The organism is Aeromonas sp. s7(2024), assembly GCF_040907825.1.
In the GTDB taxonomy this organism is placed as follows: domain Bacteria; phylum Pseudomonadota; class Gammaproteobacteria; order Enterobacterales; family Aeromonadaceae; genus Aeromonas; species Aeromonas veronii.
On the sequence record NZ_JBFOCM010000035.1, the window covers coordinates 107,115 to 123,482 of the forward strand.

Sequence of the window (16,368 nt, forward strand, 5' to 3'; positions counted from 1 at the left end):
CAAGTAAAACTTGCCCGCGGGCGGGGATGGGGGCAGGGTATCCGGTTAAGAAAATGGTGTATGAGCGATGTTCTATTGACTCTGTTTTAATGACTGAAACCCCGTGGGGGAGGTAAAGACGATGGCGATTATTTTCGATCTGGGACGGGTGGTGGTGAGCTGGGATCCGGTAGGCATAGTGCGTTCCGTGCGTGGCCCGCAAGGGGCCGAACAGTTGGCCGAGCAGCTCTTTAACCACCCGGACTGGCTGGAGGTAGACAGAGGCACCATGTCGCTCCACACCATGGCCCGGGAAGCGCAAGCGCGCACTGGCCTCTCGGCGGCACAGAATCTGGCCATTTTACAGGCAGTTCCCGCCTCCCTGCTGCCAGATCCCGCTATGCTAACCCTGATAGCCGATCTGCACGGGGCGGGGCACACCTTGTATGCCCTCTCCAACATGGGTCATGCCAGCATCGACTGGCTGGAGCAGCATCAGGATTTCTGGCGCTTCTTTAGCGGCAAGGTGGTGTCGGCGCGGGTGCGGATGATGAAGCCGGAGCCGGATATCTATCGCTATCTGCTGGTGTCGTTCGATCTGAAACCGGCAGAGTGCATCTTCATCGATGACAGTCCCGCCAACATCGCGGCCGCCGAGGCCCTCGGTATCAGGGGGATCGTCTTTACCGACGCGGCGAGTTGTCGTCATCAACTGGGTGAGCTGGGCTGTTTGCCCGCCGCCGGCAAGGGGTGATGCCCCTGTAGGAGCACTATGGAGCATGGCCGGTTTCGCAATTGGCTCAGTCACTATCCCGAGGCGACCCTGATCATCGCCTGCAAGGATGGCAGCGGTTATCAGCTCTGTGTTGAGGCAGAAGGAGAGTGCCTCTGCCTGACTGACAGCGAGGGAGGGCGCCTGACTTTCACCTCGCTGGATCAGGCGCAGGGTTTCTTGCGAGCCCATCGGGTTCACCAAGCAAGATTACGAATTTATGACGCCCAAAATGAAGATTTAGCAGCAGAATCACAGGAAATAATCATCAAGTTTTAATTTTAACCAGACTCTTTAAGGGTCTATTCAGTTTGTTTGCCGCACAATACTGCACCTGTTCATCATCCGGAGCTGTTTAATGGGTGCCAATGTAGTTGTACTGAATCAGGGATATGATCACTCTTTTCAAGCCAGGGAACAGCTGCTGATTGAGCGACTGGCAAGTTTTGACGAGCTGGTTGTCTCTTTTTCGGGACGGTTGGAATCCTGCTACAGCATCGAGCTGTGCCGCGCTGCCGGTGTGAAAATCCACGCAATTACCCTCGATAATCCGACCCGCAGTCGTAGCGAAGTGGCCCGTGCCCGCCGTTATTGCCAGCGTTATGGCATCGATCACTGGGTCATCAAGAGTGACGAGATCGTCTTTTGCGATCGCCTGCCAAATATTGAAGGGCTGATCGACCCGGTTCGCCGCATTGGTGAGTATGCGCAGACTCGTCCGGAATGGGCTCATTTGCCGTTGCTGGTTCCGGCAGCGGTGGAGGAGCGTGATGATTATCTTGCCCAGTTCGGGTCTCTGCCTGCCAACTCAATCTGGTTTTTTGCCGACAACGGATTGATGCGCCGCGATTATCGTTACGGCTTCAACAAGCGTCAGCTCGGTCGTTGGGGCAAGGGGAGCAACGGTTGCCTCAGCAATCGCTTCACCAATCCACGGCAGCTTGAGCAGCGTTATCTGCGAATGGTGGATCAGGCCGAGCAGATGCTGGCCGACATGGGTCTGGACGAGGCACAGGTCTTTTTCCATACCCTGTGCGACTGCTCCACCACCCTGGCCCGGGTGCGTCTGCCCGAGCATCAGCGTGCGCAGGCATTTGATATGCAATCGGATATTTTGTCTGCCCTCAAGGGGAGCAAGTTCGATCTGGTGACCCTAGATATGGCACAGAAAGAGCGGCACGATCTCGCCATCTAGCCTGCGGGCAAGCGATGCGGGTGCCAGAACGTGAGTGCTGTCATAGGCAAGGGGCGACGGGACTGTTTATACTGTCGCCCTTTCACCCGTTACCGAGCTTCGCCCTATGAAACCCTTCTCCCGTCTGCTGATTGCCCTGTGCCTCTCCCCCGTATTGGCGCAGGCTGCCCCTCTTTCTCAGGTGACGCTGCCCGATGGCCGGCAGGTTCAGCTCAACGACGACTTCACCTGGGAGTATCTGGTGGTCAAACCGGCCGAGCCTGTGCAGGGCGTGGCTGCCGATGGGAAGGCTGGGGCCGTGGTGGCCGTCGCGGCCCCGGTGTTGACCGATCAGGCCAAGGCCAATCCGGACCTGCTTGCCCAGATGGCGCGTGACGGTGTGGTGGTCAAGCTCGACAAGATCGAGGGATCTGACCCGCTGGTGCTGACCTTTATGGTGAGCAATACCGGTACCCGCAATGTAGTCGGGGTGCGTGGCATGGTGACCCTGTTCAGTGCTGACGGGGTGCAGCTGAGCCGTCATGAGGCCCGCTTCTGGGTTGCCGAGAACCGCCTGCCGGAGACCTATCTGCGCAAGGGGCAAGCCCGTCCGTCGCTGGCCCTCGAGATCCCCCGCCCTGCCGGATTGACCGGTCAACCACTGGTGCGGGTTGAAATTGACGAGGTGGTCTTCCGCTGATTTGGCGTTGTTCCGGCCCATGCAAACCGTGTGGGCCGGCAACTTGTTGCCGCTGACACCCCCTGCAATATCTGCTTACATCTGACATGGTTCTGCAACAGCTTGCAGCTCGGCAAGCCGGGAACCTGATCGCACAATGACTCCATACCAGCTCGCTAGCAACGGGCCCAATCACATGGAGTTATCATCATGAAAAAAGCAACTGTCTCTCTTCTGGTTCTGGCCGGGTTTGCCTCTACTTCCGTCATGGCGCAGGATGCCTTCAGCTACGCCAAGGGTTCCGCCACCTGGGCGCACACCAAATCCGACTATCTGAACAACAACCCGCTGTTCCCCCGTGATGCCAGCAATCAGGGCACTCGTGATTTTGGCGGTGTGACGCTGGATCTCTCCAAATCGTTCTCCAACAACTTCTATGGTCGTCTGCTCTCCGAGGGCACCTCTGCCCAGCACGGCAATGACAGCATGGGTATCGGCAGCCTGGGTATCGGTGTTTTCACCCCGCTTAGCACTGGCCTGAGCCTCTACGGTGAAACCGGTCTGATGGGTTACACCATGGAACGCGAGCAGGCGTATGACGTTAAGGGCTGGGATCTGATGAGCCGCAAGAGCAGCGGCAGCATGTACGGTGAAGTGGGTCTGCGCTATGACATCGGTAATGTCGAGCTCTCCACTGCCTACCGCTACGCCAACATGACCGATGATATGCACGACTTCAAGGTGGGCGGTGCCTACAAGCTCAACCAGAACTGGGCACTGACAGCCGATTACACCTATCGCAACTGGGATCTGCAAAAAGGTTCCATCTCCAGCCTGGGTGTGAAGTACAGCTTCTAATTTTCCTTCCCGTAGTCCGTAGTGTCTTGTTTTTTACCCATGGCGTTCGCCATGGGTTTTTTCTTTTTCCGGTGATCCCTTTTTTCTCCTGGTGTCGTATTAGTCGCAAATAGTTATACAACTTTCATTTTTTTGTATAACTGCTATAACTGAATCAATGCTTATACAAGGAGCGTCATCATGTACAAGATTAAAGTCGGTATCAGTGCCTGCCTGCTGGGACAAGAGGTACGTTTCGATGGGGGCCACAAGCGCTCCAGCTTCTGCGAACGGGATCTTGGCGCTCACTTTGACTATCACCCCGTCTGTCCCGAGATGGCCATTGGTCTAGGGGCGCCTCGCGCCGCCATCCGGCTGGTCAAGCGCAACGGCGAGATCCGCGCCGAGGCGAGCAACGGTAGCTTCGATGTCACCGAAAAGCTGATTGCCTTCAGCGAGCAGAAAGCGCGCCAGCTCGACTTTATCTCCGGTTATATCCTCTGTGCCAAATCACCCAGCTGTGGCATGGAGCGGGTCAAGGTCTATGGCGCCAACAACGAGGGGAGCGCCAAGGAGGGGATTGGCCTCTTTGCCAAGGCGTTGATGGAGGTCAACCCCCTGCTGCCGGTAGAGGAAGATGGCCGTCTGTGCGACCCCATCCTGCGGGAGAACTTCGTACTGAGGGTCTTCGCCTACCACGACTGGCAGCAGCTCTGCGCCCGCGGCATTACCGCCTCTGCGCTGATCCGCTTCCACTCCCGCTACAAGTATCTGGTGCTCTCCCACGCCACCACCCACTACCGGGCTCTTGGCAAGATGCTCGGCAATCTGGGCAAGTCCACCAATTTGCAGGAGGTGGCCGACAACTACATCAAGGGATTGATGACGGCGCTGACCCTGCGGGCCAATCGGCGCAGCCATACCAATGTGCTGATGCACCTGCAGGGCTACTTCAAGCGAGTGCTGACCCCGGCCCAGAAGCAAGAGCTTGCCGATACCATCGACAAGTACCGCACCGGCATATTCCCCTTGCTGGTGCCGCTCACCCTGATCCGCCACTACCTGCGCGAGTACCCCAACCCCTATCTCGCCGAGCAGGTTTATCTCAATCCGCACCCCGATACGCTGAAATTGCGTTACGGGCTCTGAATCCGTTCTGTTGCCCCGGTGCAGGCCTCGCGCTGGGGCACTTCACCCTTCTGTTTGATGGACGTTGTCATGTCTGATTTATCGCAAGAAGTTGCTCCTCTGGCTGATGAGGGGATCTACCCCATTCGCGAGGTCTCCCGCCTCACCGGCGTCAACGCCGTGACCCTGCGCGCCTGGCAGCGCCGCTACGGTCTGGTGCAACCGGCCCGCACCGAAAAGGGCCACCGCCTCTACAGCGAGCAGGATATCCGCCAAATCGGCGAGATCCTGAGCTGGCTGGAGCGGGGAGTGAGTATCGGGCAGGTGAAGGGGCTCTTGAGCGAACCTCATTCCGCGCCGGTGAGCGATCACTGGCAGCAAACTCTGGAGCAGTTCAGTCAGGCGCTGCTCGCCTTCAACCAGCGCAAGGCGGAGGCTGAGCTCAACGATCTGCTGGCGAGCTACCCGTTCGAGCTGGTGCGCAGCCGGATACTGCAACCGCTGGTGGAGCGGCTGCTGGGGCTGTGGCGCGAGCGGCCCGATGGCGAGCTGCTGCAACAGGTGTGGCTGGGCTGGCTCCATACCCGCTTCGCCCGCCACCTGATCGAGCAGGAGAAGGGTGTGCCGATCACGCTGGCGAGTTGGGGGCAAGTCGGCCCCCTCGATCTGGTCTGGGCCGCCTACGAGCTGAGCGGTCAGGGCTATGAGGTGCAACTGCTGGGGGCGGTGGAGCCGCGCCATGCCAGCCTGCTGGAAGGACGTGCGGCCACTCCCTGGCTGGTGCTGCTGGGGGCCGGGCTTGGCAAACAGGAGCTGGCCGCCGGGTGGCCCGCAGGCACACGCCTGTTTGGCGAACTGGGGCGCCTCTACGACGATGAGTGGCTTAAAGCCCATGGCTGGCAGGCGAGCCTTGCCGAGCTGATGGCGGATGCCCCAGATGCTGCTGGCACCAGCGGACGCGGGAGGAAAAAGTCATGAAACTGGTCTGGTTTCGCAACGATCTGCGCCTTGCCGACAACCCTGCGTTACGGCATGCCTGCGCCGGTGATGAGCCAGTGGCCGCGCTCTTTATCATCTCTCCCACCCAGTGGCGGCAGCACAAAATGGCGCCGATTCGTCAGCGCTTTATGTTGGCGCAGGTCGATGTGCTGGGCCGCGAGCTGGCGGCCCTCGGCATTCCGCTCCATCTGCTGCGAGTGGAGACCTTTGCCGAGGTGCCCGTAGCGTTGGCAGGCCTCTGCCGCGAGCAGGGGGTGACCCAGCTCTATGCCAATCAGGCTATCGAGATCGACGAGCAGCGCCGCGATCACGCCGTCAGCGCCGCGCTGGCTGAGCAGGCGGTGAGCTGTCACTGGCTCAACGGTTGTTGCGTATTGCCGCCGGGGCGGGTGCTGACCGGCTCGGGTGAGATGTTCAAGGTCTTCACCCCTTTCAGCCGCGCCTGGCTCAAGGCACTCGATGAGGAGGGGTTTGTCATTCACCGTGCCCCAGCGCGCCGTGGCGAGCCCTTGCCTTGGTTACCGCTGGCCGAGCGGGAGTGGGTTGATGAAGCGCTCGGCGAGCTGATGGCTGATCCACGCTGGCCAGTGGGGGAGGCGGAAGCTCTGCGTCGTTTGAACGATTTTCTGGAGCAGGCAGTGCTCGACTATGGGGAGACTCGTGATTTTCCTGCCATCGCGGGCACGTCCGTGCTTTCCCCCTATCTGGCGGCGGGCATCATCAGCCCCCGTCAGTGCGTGGCGGCGCTCCAGCAGCGGCTTGGCTATCGGCCCCAGTCCAAGGCTCAGCCCGGCTTTGTCTGGCTCAACGAACTTATCTGGCGTGAGTTCTATCGCCACCTGCTGGTGCTGATCCCGACCCTCTCCATGAATCGCCCCTTCAAACAGGAGACCGCAGCGCTGCCGTGGAGCTGGGATCCGGATGCCTTCGCCGCCTGGTGCGAGGGGCGTACCGGTTACCCCATCGTCGATGCGGCGATGCGCTGTCTCAATGCCACCGGCTGGATGCATAACCGGCTGCGGATGATAGTGGCGAGCTTTCTCACCAAGGATCTCCATATCCACTGGCGGCTCGGGGAGGATTACTTCATGAGTCGGCTCATCGATGGAGATCTGGCGGCCAACAACGGCGGCTGGCAGTGGGCAGCGGGCACCGGCGCCGACGCGGCGCCCTACTTTCGGGTCTTCAACCCCACCACTCAGGGGCAACGATTTGATCCACAAGGGGAGTTTATCCGTACCTGGGTAACTGAACTGGCCGATATTCCCGCCGCTTATGTGCATCAGCCCCACGACTGGCTGCGGCTCAAGGGGCGACAGGATTATCCGGCACCCATGGTGGATCACGCCGTTGCCCGGGTGAGAGCCATCGAGATGTTTCGCTCTCTGGAGAAATAGGATGAACGAGCCGCTGGCCCGCTTTATTGGCCTCTATCAGCAACTGGACAAACAGCAGTTGCACCGCTTGCCCGAGGTCTATGCCGAACAGGTGGTCTTTACCGACCCGGCTCATCGCATCGAGGGGCTGGTGGCCCTTGGCGACTATTTTGCCGCCCTCTATCAGCGCCTCGCCTACTGTCGCTTCGTCATTACCAGTCAGCAGCAACAGGGGCCGCAGGCCTGGCTCGGCTGGACCATGACCTTCTCGCACCCCAGCTTGCGAGGTGGTGAGCCGGTGACGGTGGAGGGGGCCACCCGCCTCGAGTTCGACGAGGCGGGCAAGGTGTGCCAGCACCGGGACTATTTTGATCTGGGCGCCATGCTCTACGAGCAGTTGCCGCTGCTCGGGCCCGTGGTTCGCGCCATCAAGGGGAGACTCGGCGCATGAGCGGCCGGGTGCTCATTACCGGCGCGACTTCCGGCATCGGTCGCCAGTTGGCGCTCGATTACCGGCGGGCAGGCTGGCAGGTGTGGGGTTGTGGTCGCGATGGTGAACGGCTGCAGGAGCTGGGGCTTGCTGGCATCACGCCGCTGCAGTTCGATGCCCGGGATCTGGCCGTGATGAGCGGGGTAGCTGCTACGCTGCCATCCCTCGACCTGCTGATCCTCAACGCAGGCAACTGCGAGTACATGGATGTCGGCGATGGGTTTGACAGCGAGCTGTTTGCCCGTGTCATCGACACCAATCTGACCGCTACCGGCCATGCTTTGGCCGCCTTCTTGCCGTTGCTCGGGGCTGGGTCACGGCTGGCCATCGTCAGCTCGTCGGTGAGCTGGCTGCCACTGCCGCGAGCCGAGGCCTATGGCGCCTCCAAGGCGGCCCTCGACTATCTGGCAGATACCTTGCGCCTCGATTTGGCCAGCAAAGGGATCGGGGTGACCCTGATCCGCCCCGGCTTTGTCCAGACGCCGCTGACCGCCAAAAATGATTTTCCCATGCCCTGTCTGGTGACGGTGGAGCAGGCCTCCCGCGCCATCATGGACGGGCTGACCGCTGGTCGTCACCAGATCCACTTTCCCCGCCGTTTCATCTGGTTGCTGCGCCTGCTTGGTGCGCTGCCGGTGGGGCTCTGGCTGCGCCTTGGCCGCGCACTCGTATCGAAAGGAAGCCATTCATGAAGAAAAAGATCGCCATCGTCGGTTCAGGGATCTCGGGGCTCACCGCCGGTTTTCTGCTCCACAAACTCCATGACATCACCCTGTTCGAGGCGGCGCCGACTCTGGGCGGTCACACCGCCACTGTCGATGTGAATCAGGCTGGTCGCAGCTATGCCATCGACACCGGCTTTATCGTCTTCAATGATCGCACCTACCCCAACTTCTTGAAGTTGCTGGCACGGATCGGCATGGCGCGGCAACCGGCCGAGATGAGCTTCTCGGTGAAGAGCCCGGAGGGGCTGGAGTATAACGGCCACAATCTCGACACCCTGTTTGCCCAGCGCAGCAATCTGTTGAGCCCCCGTTTCTACGGCTTCGTCGCCGAGATTTTGCGGTTCAACCGCGAGGCGCGGGCCTGGCTGGCGGATGGTCAGCATCAGGGGGCTGGTCCCGAGCTGACCCTGGGGGATTTTTTGCTGGCGGGGGAGTTTAGTGACTACTTCGCCCGCCACTACATCTTGCCGATGGGAGCGGCGATCTGGTCATCGACCCTGGCCGATATGCGCGCCTTCCCCCTTGGCTTCTTCCTGCGCTTTTTTGCCAACCATGGCCTGCTGGATGTGGCCAATCGCCCTCAGTGGTACGTGATCCCGGGTGGCTCGCGGGAATATATCGGCCCCCTTACCGCGGGTTGGCAGTCGCAGATCCGCCTCGCCTGTCCGGTGCAGAGCGTACGGCGGGACGCGGATGGCGTGGTGATCCAGAGCAGTTACGGCGAGGAGCGGTTTGACGAGGTGATCTTCGCCTGCCACAGCGATCAGGCGCTGGCGCTGCTGGCGGATCCCGGCGAGCGGGAGCAGGCTATTCTCGGCGACATGCCCTATCAGGCCAACGATGTCTGGCTCCATACCGATGCTCGCGGCCTGCCCACCCGCCGCAAGGCATGGGCCAGCTGGAACTATCAGCTCGATGGCAACGACGAGGCGAGGCCGCTGGTGAGCTACAACATGAACATCCTGCAGGGGGTGAACTCGCCGGAGCCTTTCTGCGTCAGCCTCAATCCCAAGGGCAAGGTGGATGAGAGCAAGGTGCTGCGTCGCTTCGTCTACCACCATCCGGTGTTCAATCAGGCCTCTATTGCCGCCCAGCAGCGGCGCGCGGAGATCTGCGGCCAGCAGCACACCCACTTCTGTGGTGCCTACTGGTACAACGGCTTCCATGAGGATGGGGTGCGCAGCGCGCTGGATGTCGCCAGGCGCTTCGGAGCCGAGCTATGAACGGCGCCACCGTGGCCACCGAACATGAGCGTACAGACGAACTGGCTGGCGTCATCAGCGCCATCTGGCAGGGCTCGGTGCGCCACCGCCGTTTTGCACCGCGGGCTCACACCTTCTCCTACAGCCTCTTTATGCTGGGACTGGATCTCGACGAGCTGCCACAGCTCGATCAGGGGCGCTGGTTCGGTGTGGATCGCTCGGGGCTGCTCTCGTTTCACCGCCATGACTATCTCAAGGGGAGTGAGGGAAGCCTCAAGCAGGCGGTGTGGCAGAAGGTGAGCGATCTGGGTGGCGATGCCGAGCCCGATGGGCGGGTACTGCTGCTCGGTAATGTGCGCTGTTTGGGGTTCTACTTCAGCCCGGTCAACTTCTACTTCTGCTACCGGCAGGGCGAGGCGCGCTATCTGCTGGCAGAGGTGTCGAACACTCCCTGGAACGAGCGTCACTACTACCTGCTGGATCTGGCGGCGCTGGCCCCCCATGACAAGGATTTTCACGTCTCCCCCTTTATGGGGCTGGCGATGCGTTATCACTGGCGGATCAGGCCGCCCGCGCAGGAGACTCTGATCCATATCGAGAGTCATCCCGTATCCGGTGAAGCCAAGCTGTTTGACGCCACCCTGGCGCTCACTCGCGAACCCTTGTCGCGCAAGGGGTTGGTGGCCCTGCTGGCCCGCTGGCCCTGGATGACCATGAAGGTGCTGCTCGGGATCTACTGGCAGGCACTGCGTCTATTTATAAAACGAACCCCGATTTTTACCCATCCGGAGAGCCGCTAATGGAACTTGCTCAATCAACCCTCTCTGCCTCTTTCATCGACAAGGGGGCAAGACAACTGCTGCTCAATCTGCTGGGTCGCCTCGAACATGGCCAGCTGCTGCTGCGGGATGGCGGTGAGCGCCACAGCTTTGGCGTTGCGGGCACCGATCTGCATGCCGAGCTGATAGTGCAGGATCCTGCCTTCTATCGTCGCCTGTTGCTGGGGGGCAGTATTGCCGCCGGAGAAACCTGGGTGGAGGGGCTCTGGACCAGCCCGGATCCGGTGGCGCTGGTGCGGCTGCTGGCCCGCAACCTGACCCTGCTTGACTCCCTCGAGCGGCGCCTCGGTTGGCTCAGTTTCCCGTTCAACAAGGTGCGCCACTGGCTCAAGCGCAATACCTTGACCGGTTCGCGCTCCAACATCGCCGCCCACTACGATCTCGGCAATACCCTATATCAGGGTTTTCTCGACAGCCATATGCAGTACTCGAGCGCCATCTACCCGAGCGCCGATGCCACTCTGGAAGAGGGGCAGCAGGCCAAGCTGCGCACCATCTGCGAGCGGCTCGAGTTAGGGCCTGACGATCATCTGCTGGAGATCGGCACCGGCTGGGGCGGCCTTGCTGTCTATGCCGCCCGCCACTATGGCTGCCGGGTGACCACCACGACCATCTCCCGGGCCCAGCATGACTACGCCAAGGAGTGGATTGCGCGGGAGGGGCTGGGGGATCGCATCACCTTGCTGCTGGAGGATTACCGCAAGCTGGAGGGCACCTATGACAAGCTGGTCTCCATCGAGATGATCGAGGCGGTAGGCCACGCCTTCCTGCCCGACTATTTCCGCCAGTTGTCACGGTTGCTCAAGCCCGGTGGCCGACTGCTGATTCAGGCCATCACCATCGCCGATCAGCGCCATGCCCAGTATCTGCGCGGAGTCGATTTCATCCAGCGCTACATCTTCCCCGGTGGTTGCCTGCCGAGCGTCTCCCAGATGGCGGGGCTGTTGGCGCGGGAGACCGACATGCAGCTGGTGCGGCTGCATGATCACGGCCATCACTATGCCCGCACGTTGGCTCACTGGTGCGAGCGGTTTCTGGCGCTGGCGCCCGAGCTGCCCAAGCTCGGTTACAGCCAGGATTTCATCCGGCTGTGGCACTTCTACTTCGCCTATTGCGAGGGGGGATTCTGGGAGCGCACCATCAGTCTGGTGCAGCTGGAGGCCGCCAAGCCGGGGCCTGCTGGCTGGTCGGGTGATGTGCCAGTAAGCGGTCACTGACCATGTGGCAGTGGGCTCACCTGCTGGGGTTCAACCTCTACTGGTTGCTGGCGGTGAAGTGGCAGCAGCCGGGCCCGCTGCTGGCAATCTTGCTGCTGCACTTTCTCTTCTCACCCAGCCGCCAGCGTGACTGGCGGCTGCTCCCCATCGCGGTTGCTGGCTGTCTGCTGGATGTCCTGTTCTGGCAGCTCGGCCTGTTCCGGTTCCCGTCCGGTTTTCCCCTCTGGCTGGTACTGCTCTGGCTCGGTTTTGCCCTGACGCTGGCCCACGGTATGCGCTGGCTGCTGCGCTTGCCTCGCTGGCAGCAGGCGCTGTTTGGCGTATTTGGCGGTGCCTCCTCCTATGTGGCGGGGGCTGCCATGGGGGCAGTAAACTTACCTTGGGGCATCTGGATCAGTTCGGCGCTGCTGGCAGTGATCTGGATGTGGTGGTTACCCGTACTCCTGTGGGTAATGGTCAAGCTGGAGGGTGAGTCATGACAAACACCTTTTCGACCGACTCGTTGCTTTTTTCCAAATGGACCAAAGAGAGCCAGCATGAGCTGACTGATCGCTTCTATCTGGTGGTTGCCTGCCAGCGGGATGCGCAGGGGCAGCTGGTGCAGGTGGTGATGCAGGATATCAACACCCTGCAGGAACAGGAGATGGACTGGCATGAACTGGAAGACCCCAATCACTGGCATATGGGGTGGAATTAACCCGCTACTGCTGGCGTTTACGCTCTTTGCTGCAACCGAAGTGCAGGCTTCTGCCTCCCCCTGGCAGCAGCTGCGCCCGGTCGGGCAGGGGGAGATGAACTGGCTCTGGTTCAAGCTCTACGATGCCACCCTCTACAGTGAAAGCGGGCACTATCAGCCCGGTCACTATCCGCAGGCCCTGACCCTCACCTATGCCAGAGCCATCGAGCGGGAAGATCTGCTGAGCGCCACTGCTGCCGAGTGGCAGCGACTCGGTCTTGGCTCTGACGCCGAGCGTCAGCGCTGGCTCGGCCAGCTCGCTGCACTCTGGCCCGATGTGCAGGCAGGCGAGAAGCTCACCTTCTATGTCGACAAGGGCGGGGCAGGCCACTTCTGGTGGCAAGAAAAACCCCTCGGCACTCTGGCCGATCCGCAATTCTCGGCCGCTTTTCTCGCCATCTGGCTGGCTGACAACAGCCGCGATCCCGCCCTTACCCGCCGCCTGCGTGGCCAACCCTGAACATGGAGTTTCCAATGTTTTTCTATCGTGCATACCGCTGGTTGCTGTTGCTCCCTTTTTTGCTGCTGAGCGGCTGTGGTGCCAGTCTCGATGACTATCGGGGGCAGGGGCCAAACTGGGATCTCGCCCGTTTCTTCAACGGTAAATTAGTGGCTCACGGCCTGGTAACCGACCGCAGCGGCGAAGTGACCAGTCGCTTTCGGGTCGAGATGGTGGGTCGTTGGAAGGATGGCAAGGGAGAGCTGTTCGAGCAGTTCTACTTTGACGATGGCCGCCAGCAGACCCGTACCTGGTATCTGAGCAAGGGGGTTGACGGTCACTGGCGAGGTACTGCTTCCGATGTGGTGGGAGAGGCGGTGGGTAAAAGCGAAGGGTTCGCCCTCAACTGGCGTTATCAGCTCGATCTGGCGCTACCGGATGGCGAGGTTGTGCGGGTGAGCTTCGATGACTGGATGTACCTGCTGGACGAAGATCGTCTGATCAATCGTGCCGAGATCAGCAAGTTCGGTATCCATCTGGGTGAAGTGATCCTCTATATCGAACGTCAGCCCTGACCGTTAACGCAAGATAACGGCCAGTAAAAAGCGCGCCGATGGCGCGCTTTTGTTTACCGAAAAACCAGAGTCATCAGATGATGCGGTTCTCTTCCAGCATCTTGCGACGGGCCTCTTCCTTGGCCATCTTCTTCTTGCGGTTGTCGCAGGGTTCCGGGCAATCGCACTCTTTCTCGATGCCGACGCTACCCAGACCGCCACAGGAGCCGGAGATGGTCTTCTTCTGGAAGATGTAACCGATAGCCATGGCGGCTATCACCAGCATGAATACCCCGAAGGTGATCAGAAAAATCTGCATCTCTACCTCTTACTTCTTGACCAGATAGGGCTTGAAGGCATCGGAGTAAGCCTCTTCAAAGCCGTTGTCCGTCTTGGTGATCACGAAGATCGCCAGGCCGCGCTCGTTGGCATAGGCCAGGCTTTTCTCGGTCCCCATCACCATAAACACGGTGGCCAGCCCGTCTGCGGTCATGCAGGAGGGGTGGATCACGGTGACCGACACCAGACGGTGCTGAATCGGCTTGCCGCTGCGCGGATCTATGGTGTGGGAGAAGCGCTGACCATCCAGTTCATAGTAGTTGCGGTAATCGCCGGAGGTGGCTACCCCATTGTCACCGGGCACGATCACCTCTTGCACCGTGCCGGTGCCTGCGGTGGGCTTCTCGATGGCCACGCGCCAGGGGTGACCCTTGCCGTTGACGCCATTGATCCGCAGCTCGCCGCCAATCTCCACCAGATAGTTACGCGCACCCAGTGACTCCAGATACTCGGCTACCTTGTCCACACCAAAGCCCTTGGCGATGGCGGAGAGATCGACGTAGAGGTCCGGAATATCTTTTTGCAGGGTGTCGGCATCTACCGAGGTGATGACGTGCAGGTTGCCCAGACCGGTCTTCTGGCGAGTCTGGGTGATCAGCTCGTCGGAAGGGACCTTGGTCGGCTTCTTGTCCGGGCCAAAGCCCCACAGATTGACCAAGGGGCCAACGGTGACGTCCAGCGCCCCCTGGCTCTCACGGCCAATGTGAATGGCCTCTGTGACGACCCGTGCGGTATCGCGGGAGACCACTACCGGTTTGTTGTCACGGCTCTGGTTGAAGCGCGACAGTTCGGAATCGGGGCGATAGGTCGACATCTGATCGTTGACCCGCTCCAGCAACACATCCACCTCAGCTTGAAGCTTGGCCGGATCGTTGATGGCGCTGTCCGCCACCTTGATGGAGTAATAAGTGCCCATGGTGCTGCCGGTGATGTGGATCTCCGGTTTGGATTGGACCGTCTCCTGACCGCACCCAGTCAAGAAAAAGGCTAGCCCGAAGGCTAGCCAGGTCTTTACAACACTGTGCATGGATTAACCACCAAAGTCATCCAACAGGATGTTTTCGTCTTCAACGCCCAAGTCTTTGAGCATGTTGATGACGGCAGCGTTCATCACCGGAGGTCCACACATGTAGAACTCGCAATCTTCCGGTGCTTCGTGGTTCTTGAGATAGTTCTCGTAGAGCACGTTGTGGATGAAGCCGGTGTAGCCGTCCCAGTTGTCTTCCGGTTGCGGATCAGACAGGGCGACGTTCCAGGTGAAGTTCTCGTTCTCTGCGGCGAGCATGTCAAAGTCTTCGACATAGAACATTTCGCGCTTGGAACGGGCACCGTACCAGAAGCTCATCTTGCGCTTGGACTTCAGGCGACGCAGCTGGTCAAAGATATGGGAACGCATTGGCGCCATACCTGCACCACCACCGATGAATACCATTTCGGCATCGGTGTCTTTGGCGAAGAACTCACCGAATGGACCGGAGATAGTCACCTTGTCGCCAGCCTTCAGGCTGAAGATGTAGGAGGACATCTGTCCCGGAGGGGCAGTCCAGTTGCTCGGGGGCGGGGTCGCGATACGCACGTTCAGCATGATGATGCCGAACTCTTCCGGATAGTTGGCCATGGAGTAGGCACGGATGATCGGCTCATCGACCTTGGACTCCAGCTCAAAAATCTTGAAGCGATCCCAGTCACCGCGATACTCCTCGGGAATATCGAAGTTCTTGTAGTGCACGTGGTGAGCCGGGGCTTCAATCTGGATATAACCACCGGCGCGGAACGGTACGCTCTCGCCATCGGGGATCTGCAGCTTGAGCTCCTTGATGAAGGTGGCCTTGTTATCGTTAGAGATAACAGTACATTCCCACTTCTTCACCCCGAAGATCTCTTCCGGCAGTTCGATATCCATGTCGGAGCGAACGGTAACCTGACAGGCCAGGCGCTCGCCATGACGGGCTTCGCCCTTGCTGATGTGATCCAGTTCGGTCGGCAGAATGTCGCCGCCACCGGATTTCACCCGTACCTTGCACTGGCCGCAGGAGCCACCGCCGCCACAGGCGGAGGAGACGAAGATACCGCTGCCAGCCAGCACGCCGAGCAGCTTGCCACCGGCCGGGCTGGTCACAGCCTTGGCCGGGTCACCATTGATGCTGATTGTCACGTCGCCCGCGGTCACCAGCTTGGACTTGGCGAACAGAATGACTGCCACCAGTGCCAGCAGGATCACGGTAAACATGACCACACCCAAAATAATTTCCATCTATCGTTCCTTTCTGATTGCAGGAAAGCCGATTACAGGGAGATACCAGAGAAGGACATGAAGCCCAGCGCCATCAGACCGGCGGTGATGAAGGTGATGCCCAGACCGCGCAGGCCTTCCGGAACATCGGAATACTTCATCTTCTCGCGGATACCAGCCAGCGCAACGATCGCCAGCATCCAGCCTGCCCCTGAACCCACACCGTAGACCACAGACTCCATGAAGTTGTAGTCACGCTGCACCATGAAGGAGACGCCACCGAAGATGGCGCAGTTCACGGTGATGAGCGGCAGGAAGATACCCAGCGCGTTGTAGAGTGCCGGGAAGTACTTGTCCAGCGCCATCTCCAGGATCTGTACCAGTGCTGCAATCACACCGATGAAGGTGATGAAGCTCAGGAAGCTCAGATCCAGACCGGATACCAGAGCGCCATCTTTAAGCACGTAGTTGTAGATCAGGTTGTTGGCAGGAACCGCGATGGTCTGCACCACAATAACGGCAATACCAAGACCCATGGAGGTCTTTACCTTCTTGGACACCGCCAAGAAGGTACACATCCCCAGGAAGAAGGAGAGTGCCAGGTTTTCGATGAAGATCGATTTAATCAACAGACTCAGATAGTGTTCCAT

21 protein-coding genes are annotated in these 16,368 nt (G+C 60.0%); 17 read left to right on the forward strand and 4 right to left on the reverse strand.

Annotation, left to right across the window (positions count from 1 at the left end):
• Nucleotides 1-121: 121 nt before the first annotated feature.
• The 17 genes from AB5Y73_RS14765 to AB5Y73_RS14845 all read left to right on the forward strand — a co-directional run bounded on the left by AB5Y73_RS14765 (nt 122) and on the right by AB5Y73_RS14845 (nt 13,167).
• The gene (locus AB5Y73_RS14765) at nt 122-733 is read left to right on the forward strand and encodes an HAD family phosphatase (protein WP_107682475.1); all 612 of its coding nucleotides are present in this window, start codon (nt 122-124) and stop codon (nt 731-733) included.
• Between the two features lie 18 nt (nt 734-751).
• On the forward strand, nt 752-1,030 hold the full coding sequence (locus AB5Y73_RS14770; protein WP_005338699.1) for a DUF6482 family protein: 279 nt from the start codon (nt 752-754) through the stop codon (nt 1,028-1,030).
• A 79-nt stretch (nt 1,031-1,109) separates the two neighbouring features.
• Nucleotides 1,110-1,946: a hypothetical protein gene (locus AB5Y73_RS14775; protein ID WP_279499303.1), complete on the forward strand. Its 837-nt coding sequence runs from the start codon at nt 1,110-1,112 to the stop codon at nt 1,944-1,946.
• Nucleotides 1,947-2,052: 106 nt separating this feature from the next.
• Complete coding sequence (locus tag AB5Y73_RS14780; RefSeq protein ID WP_107682474.1) at nt 2,053-2,625, forward strand: DUF3157 family protein; 573 nt, start codon at nt 2,053-2,055, stop codon at nt 2,623-2,625.
• Between the two features lie 189 nt (nt 2,626-2,814).
• The gene (locus AB5Y73_RS14785; RefSeq protein WP_181497537.1) at nt 2,815-3,462 is read left to right on the forward strand and encodes an autotransporter; all 648 of its coding nucleotides are present in this window, start codon (nt 2,815-2,817) and stop codon (nt 3,460-3,462) included.
• A 180-nt stretch (nt 3,463-3,642) separates the two neighbouring features.
• Nucleotides 3,643-4,590 carry a DUF523 and DUF1722 domain-containing protein gene (locus tag AB5Y73_RS14790; RefSeq protein WP_181497536.1) on the forward strand — a complete coding sequence of 316 codons (948 nt, stop codon included), beginning with the start codon at nt 3,643-3,645 and terminating at the stop codon, nt 4,588-4,590.
• 69 nt (nt 4,591-4,659) lie between these two features.
• Complete coding sequence (locus tag AB5Y73_RS14795; RefSeq protein WP_107682471.1) at nt 4,660-5,547, forward strand: MerR family transcriptional regulator; 888 nt, start codon at nt 4,660-4,662, stop codon at nt 5,545-5,547.
• Nucleotides 5,544-6,965 (forward strand): deoxyribodipyrimidine photo-lyase, encoded by a 1,422-nt coding sequence (gene phrB, locus AB5Y73_RS14800; protein WP_107682470.1) that lies wholly within the window; start codon nt 5,544-5,546, stop codon nt 6,963-6,965. Before AB5Y73_RS14795 ends, phrB begins: the two co-directional genes overlap by 4 nt.
• A 1-nt stretch (nt 6,966) precedes the next feature.
• Entirely contained in the window at nt 6,967-7,395 is a 429-nt protein-coding gene (locus AB5Y73_RS14805) for a nuclear transport factor 2 family protein (protein ID WP_107682469.1), read from the forward strand.
• Nucleotides 7,392-8,126, forward strand: coding sequence for an SDR family NAD(P)-dependent oxidoreductase (locus AB5Y73_RS14810; RefSeq protein ID WP_118854232.1), 735 nt, complete (start codon nt 7,392-7,394; stop codon nt 8,124-8,126). Before AB5Y73_RS14805 ends, AB5Y73_RS14810 begins: the two co-directional genes overlap by 4 nt.
• The gene (locus AB5Y73_RS14815) at nt 8,123-9,382 is read left to right on the forward strand and encodes an NAD(P)/FAD-dependent oxidoreductase (protein ID WP_368148168.1); all 1,260 of its coding nucleotides are present in this window, start codon (nt 8,123-8,125) and stop codon (nt 9,380-9,382) included. Before AB5Y73_RS14810 ends, AB5Y73_RS14815 begins: the two co-directional genes overlap by 4 nt.
• The gene (locus AB5Y73_RS14820; RefSeq protein ID WP_107682466.1) at nt 9,379-10,161 is read left to right on the forward strand and encodes a DUF1365 domain-containing protein; all 783 of its coding nucleotides are present in this window, start codon (nt 9,379-9,381) and stop codon (nt 10,159-10,161) included. Before AB5Y73_RS14815 ends, AB5Y73_RS14820 begins: the two co-directional genes overlap by 4 nt.
• Nucleotides 10,161-11,417, forward strand: a complete 1,257-nt coding sequence (locus AB5Y73_RS14825; protein WP_107682465.1) for a cyclopropane-fatty-acyl-phospholipid synthase family protein — start codon at nt 10,161-10,163, stop codon at nt 11,415-11,417. The genes AB5Y73_RS14820 and AB5Y73_RS14825 overlap by 1 nt, the downstream gene beginning before the upstream one ends.
• Before the next feature lie 2 nt (nt 11,418-11,419).
• A complete protein-coding gene (locus AB5Y73_RS14830) occupies nt 11,420-11,896 on the forward strand; it encodes a DUF2878 domain-containing protein (RefSeq protein ID WP_118854231.1) in 477 nt (158 codons plus the stop codon).
• The gene (locus tag AB5Y73_RS14835; protein WP_005338671.1) at nt 11,893-12,114 is read left to right on the forward strand and encodes a TIGR02450 family Trp-rich protein; all 222 of its coding nucleotides are present in this window, start codon (nt 11,893-11,895) and stop codon (nt 12,112-12,114) included. Before AB5Y73_RS14830 ends, AB5Y73_RS14835 begins: the two co-directional genes overlap by 4 nt.
• Nucleotides 12,071-12,613: a chalcone isomerase family protein gene (locus AB5Y73_RS14840; RefSeq protein ID WP_181294855.1), complete on the forward strand. Its 543-nt coding sequence runs from the start codon at nt 12,071-12,073 to the stop codon at nt 12,611-12,613. The genes AB5Y73_RS14835 and AB5Y73_RS14840 overlap by 44 nt, the downstream gene beginning before the upstream one ends.
• Nucleotides 12,614-12,627: 14 nt before the next feature.
• Nucleotides 12,628-13,167, forward strand: a complete 540-nt coding sequence (locus AB5Y73_RS14845) for a DUF3833 domain-containing protein (protein ID WP_181497534.1) — start codon at nt 12,628-12,630, stop codon at nt 13,165-13,167.
• 73 nt (nt 13,168-13,240) lie between these two features.
• Here the strand turns inward: AB5Y73_RS14845 and nqrM are convergent, their stop codons facing one another.
• The 4 genes from nqrM to nqrE are packed head-to-tail and all read right to left on the reverse strand — an operon-like array spanning nt 13,241 to nt 16,368.
• Nucleotides 13,241-13,465 (reverse strand): (Na+)-NQR maturation NqrM, encoded by a 225-nt coding sequence (gene nqrM / locus AB5Y73_RS14850; protein ID WP_005338668.1) that lies wholly within the window; start codon nt 13,463-13,465, stop codon nt 13,241-13,243.
• A 9-nt stretch (nt 13,466-13,474) separates the two neighbouring features.
• The gene (locus AB5Y73_RS14855; RefSeq protein ID WP_107682463.1) at nt 13,475-14,512 is read right to left on the reverse strand and encodes an FAD:protein FMN transferase; all 1,038 of its coding nucleotides are present in this window, start codon (nt 14,510-14,512) and stop codon (nt 13,475-13,477) included.
• Between the two features lie 3 nt (nt 14,513-14,515).
• Nucleotides 14,516-15,739: an NADH:ubiquinone reductase (Na(+)-transporting) subunit F gene (gene nqrF, locus AB5Y73_RS14860; protein ID WP_005338656.1), complete on the reverse strand. Its 1,224-nt coding sequence runs from the start codon at nt 15,737-15,739 to the stop codon at nt 14,516-14,518.
• Between the two features lie 32 nt (nt 15,740-15,771).
• Nucleotides 15,772-16,368 carry an NADH:ubiquinone reductase (Na(+)-transporting) subunit E gene (nqrE, locus tag AB5Y73_RS14865; RefSeq protein WP_005338645.1) on the reverse strand — a complete coding sequence of 199 codons (597 nt, stop codon included), beginning with the start codon at nt 16,366-16,368 and terminating at the stop codon, nt 15,772-15,774.

What these genes read in the sequence shown, in the direction of transcription:
- AB5Y73_RS14765 (WP_107682475.1), top strand. Translation starts at nt 122, where the DNA reads ATGGCGATTATTTTCGATCTGGGACGGGTGGTGGTGAGCTGGGATCCG.
- AB5Y73_RS14770 (WP_005338699.1), top strand. Translation starts at nt 752, where the DNA reads ATGGAGCATGGCCGGTTTCGCAATTGGCTCAGTCACTATCCCGAGGCG.
- AB5Y73_RS14775 (WP_279499303.1), top strand. Translation starts at nt 1,110, where the DNA reads ATGGGTGCCAATGTAGTTGTACTGAATCAGGGATATGATCACTCTTTT.
- AB5Y73_RS14780 (WP_107682474.1), top strand. Translation starts at nt 2,053, where the DNA reads ATGAAACCCTTCTCCCGTCTGCTGATTGCCCTGTGCCTCTCCCCCGTA.
- AB5Y73_RS14785 (WP_181497537.1), top strand. Translation starts at nt 2,815, where the DNA reads ATGAAAAAAGCAACTGTCTCTCTTCTGGTTCTGGCCGGGTTTGCCTCT.
- AB5Y73_RS14790 (WP_181497536.1), top strand. Translation starts at nt 3,643, where the DNA reads ATGTACAAGATTAAAGTCGGTATCAGTGCCTGCCTGCTGGGACAAGAG.
- AB5Y73_RS14795 (WP_107682471.1), top strand. Translation starts at nt 4,660, where the DNA reads ATGTCTGATTTATCGCAAGAAGTTGCTCCTCTGGCTGATGAGGGGATC.
- phrB (WP_107682470.1), top strand. Translation starts at nt 5,544, where the DNA reads ATGAAACTGGTCTGGTTTCGCAACGATCTGCGCCTTGCCGACAACCCT.
- AB5Y73_RS14805 (WP_107682469.1), top strand. Translation starts at nt 6,967, where the DNA reads ATGAACGAGCCGCTGGCCCGCTTTATTGGCCTCTATCAGCAACTGGAC.
- AB5Y73_RS14810 (WP_118854232.1), top strand. Translation starts at nt 7,392, where the DNA reads ATGAGCGGCCGGGTGCTCATTACCGGCGCGACTTCCGGCATCGGTCGC.
- AB5Y73_RS14815 (WP_368148168.1), top strand. Translation starts at nt 8,123, where the DNA reads ATGAAGAAAAAGATCGCCATCGTCGGTTCAGGGATCTCGGGGCTCACC.
- AB5Y73_RS14820 (WP_107682466.1), top strand. Translation starts at nt 9,379, where the DNA reads ATGAACGGCGCCACCGTGGCCACCGAACATGAGCGTACAGACGAACTG.
- AB5Y73_RS14825 (WP_107682465.1), top strand. Translation starts at nt 10,161, where the DNA reads ATGGAACTTGCTCAATCAACCCTCTCTGCCTCTTTCATCGACAAGGGG.
- AB5Y73_RS14830 (WP_118854231.1), top strand. Translation starts at nt 11,420, where the DNA reads ATGTGGCAGTGGGCTCACCTGCTGGGGTTCAACCTCTACTGGTTGCTG.
- AB5Y73_RS14835 (WP_005338671.1), top strand. Translation starts at nt 11,893, where the DNA reads ATGACAAACACCTTTTCGACCGACTCGTTGCTTTTTTCCAAATGGACC.
- AB5Y73_RS14840 (WP_181294855.1), top strand. Translation starts at nt 12,071, where the DNA reads ATGAACTGGAAGACCCCAATCACTGGCATATGGGGTGGAATTAACCCG.
- AB5Y73_RS14845 (WP_181497534.1), top strand. Translation starts at nt 12,628, where the DNA reads ATGTTTTTCTATCGTGCATACCGCTGGTTGCTGTTGCTCCCTTTTTTG.
- nqrM (WP_005338668.1), bottom strand. Translation starts at nt 13,465, where the DNA reads ATGCAGATTTTTCTGATCACCTTCGGGGTATTCATGCTGGTGATAGCC.
- AB5Y73_RS14855 (WP_107682463.1), bottom strand. Translation starts at nt 14,512, where the DNA reads ATGCACAGTGTTGTAAAGACCTGGCTAGCCTTCGGGCTAGCCTTTTTC.
- nqrF (WP_005338656.1), bottom strand. Translation starts at nt 15,739, where the DNA reads ATGGAAATTATTTTGGGTGTGGTCATGTTTACCGTGATCCTGCTGGCA.
- nqrE (WP_005338645.1), bottom strand. Translation starts at nt 16,368, where the DNA reads ATGGAACACTATCTGAGTCTGTTGATTAAATCGATCTTCATCGAAAAC.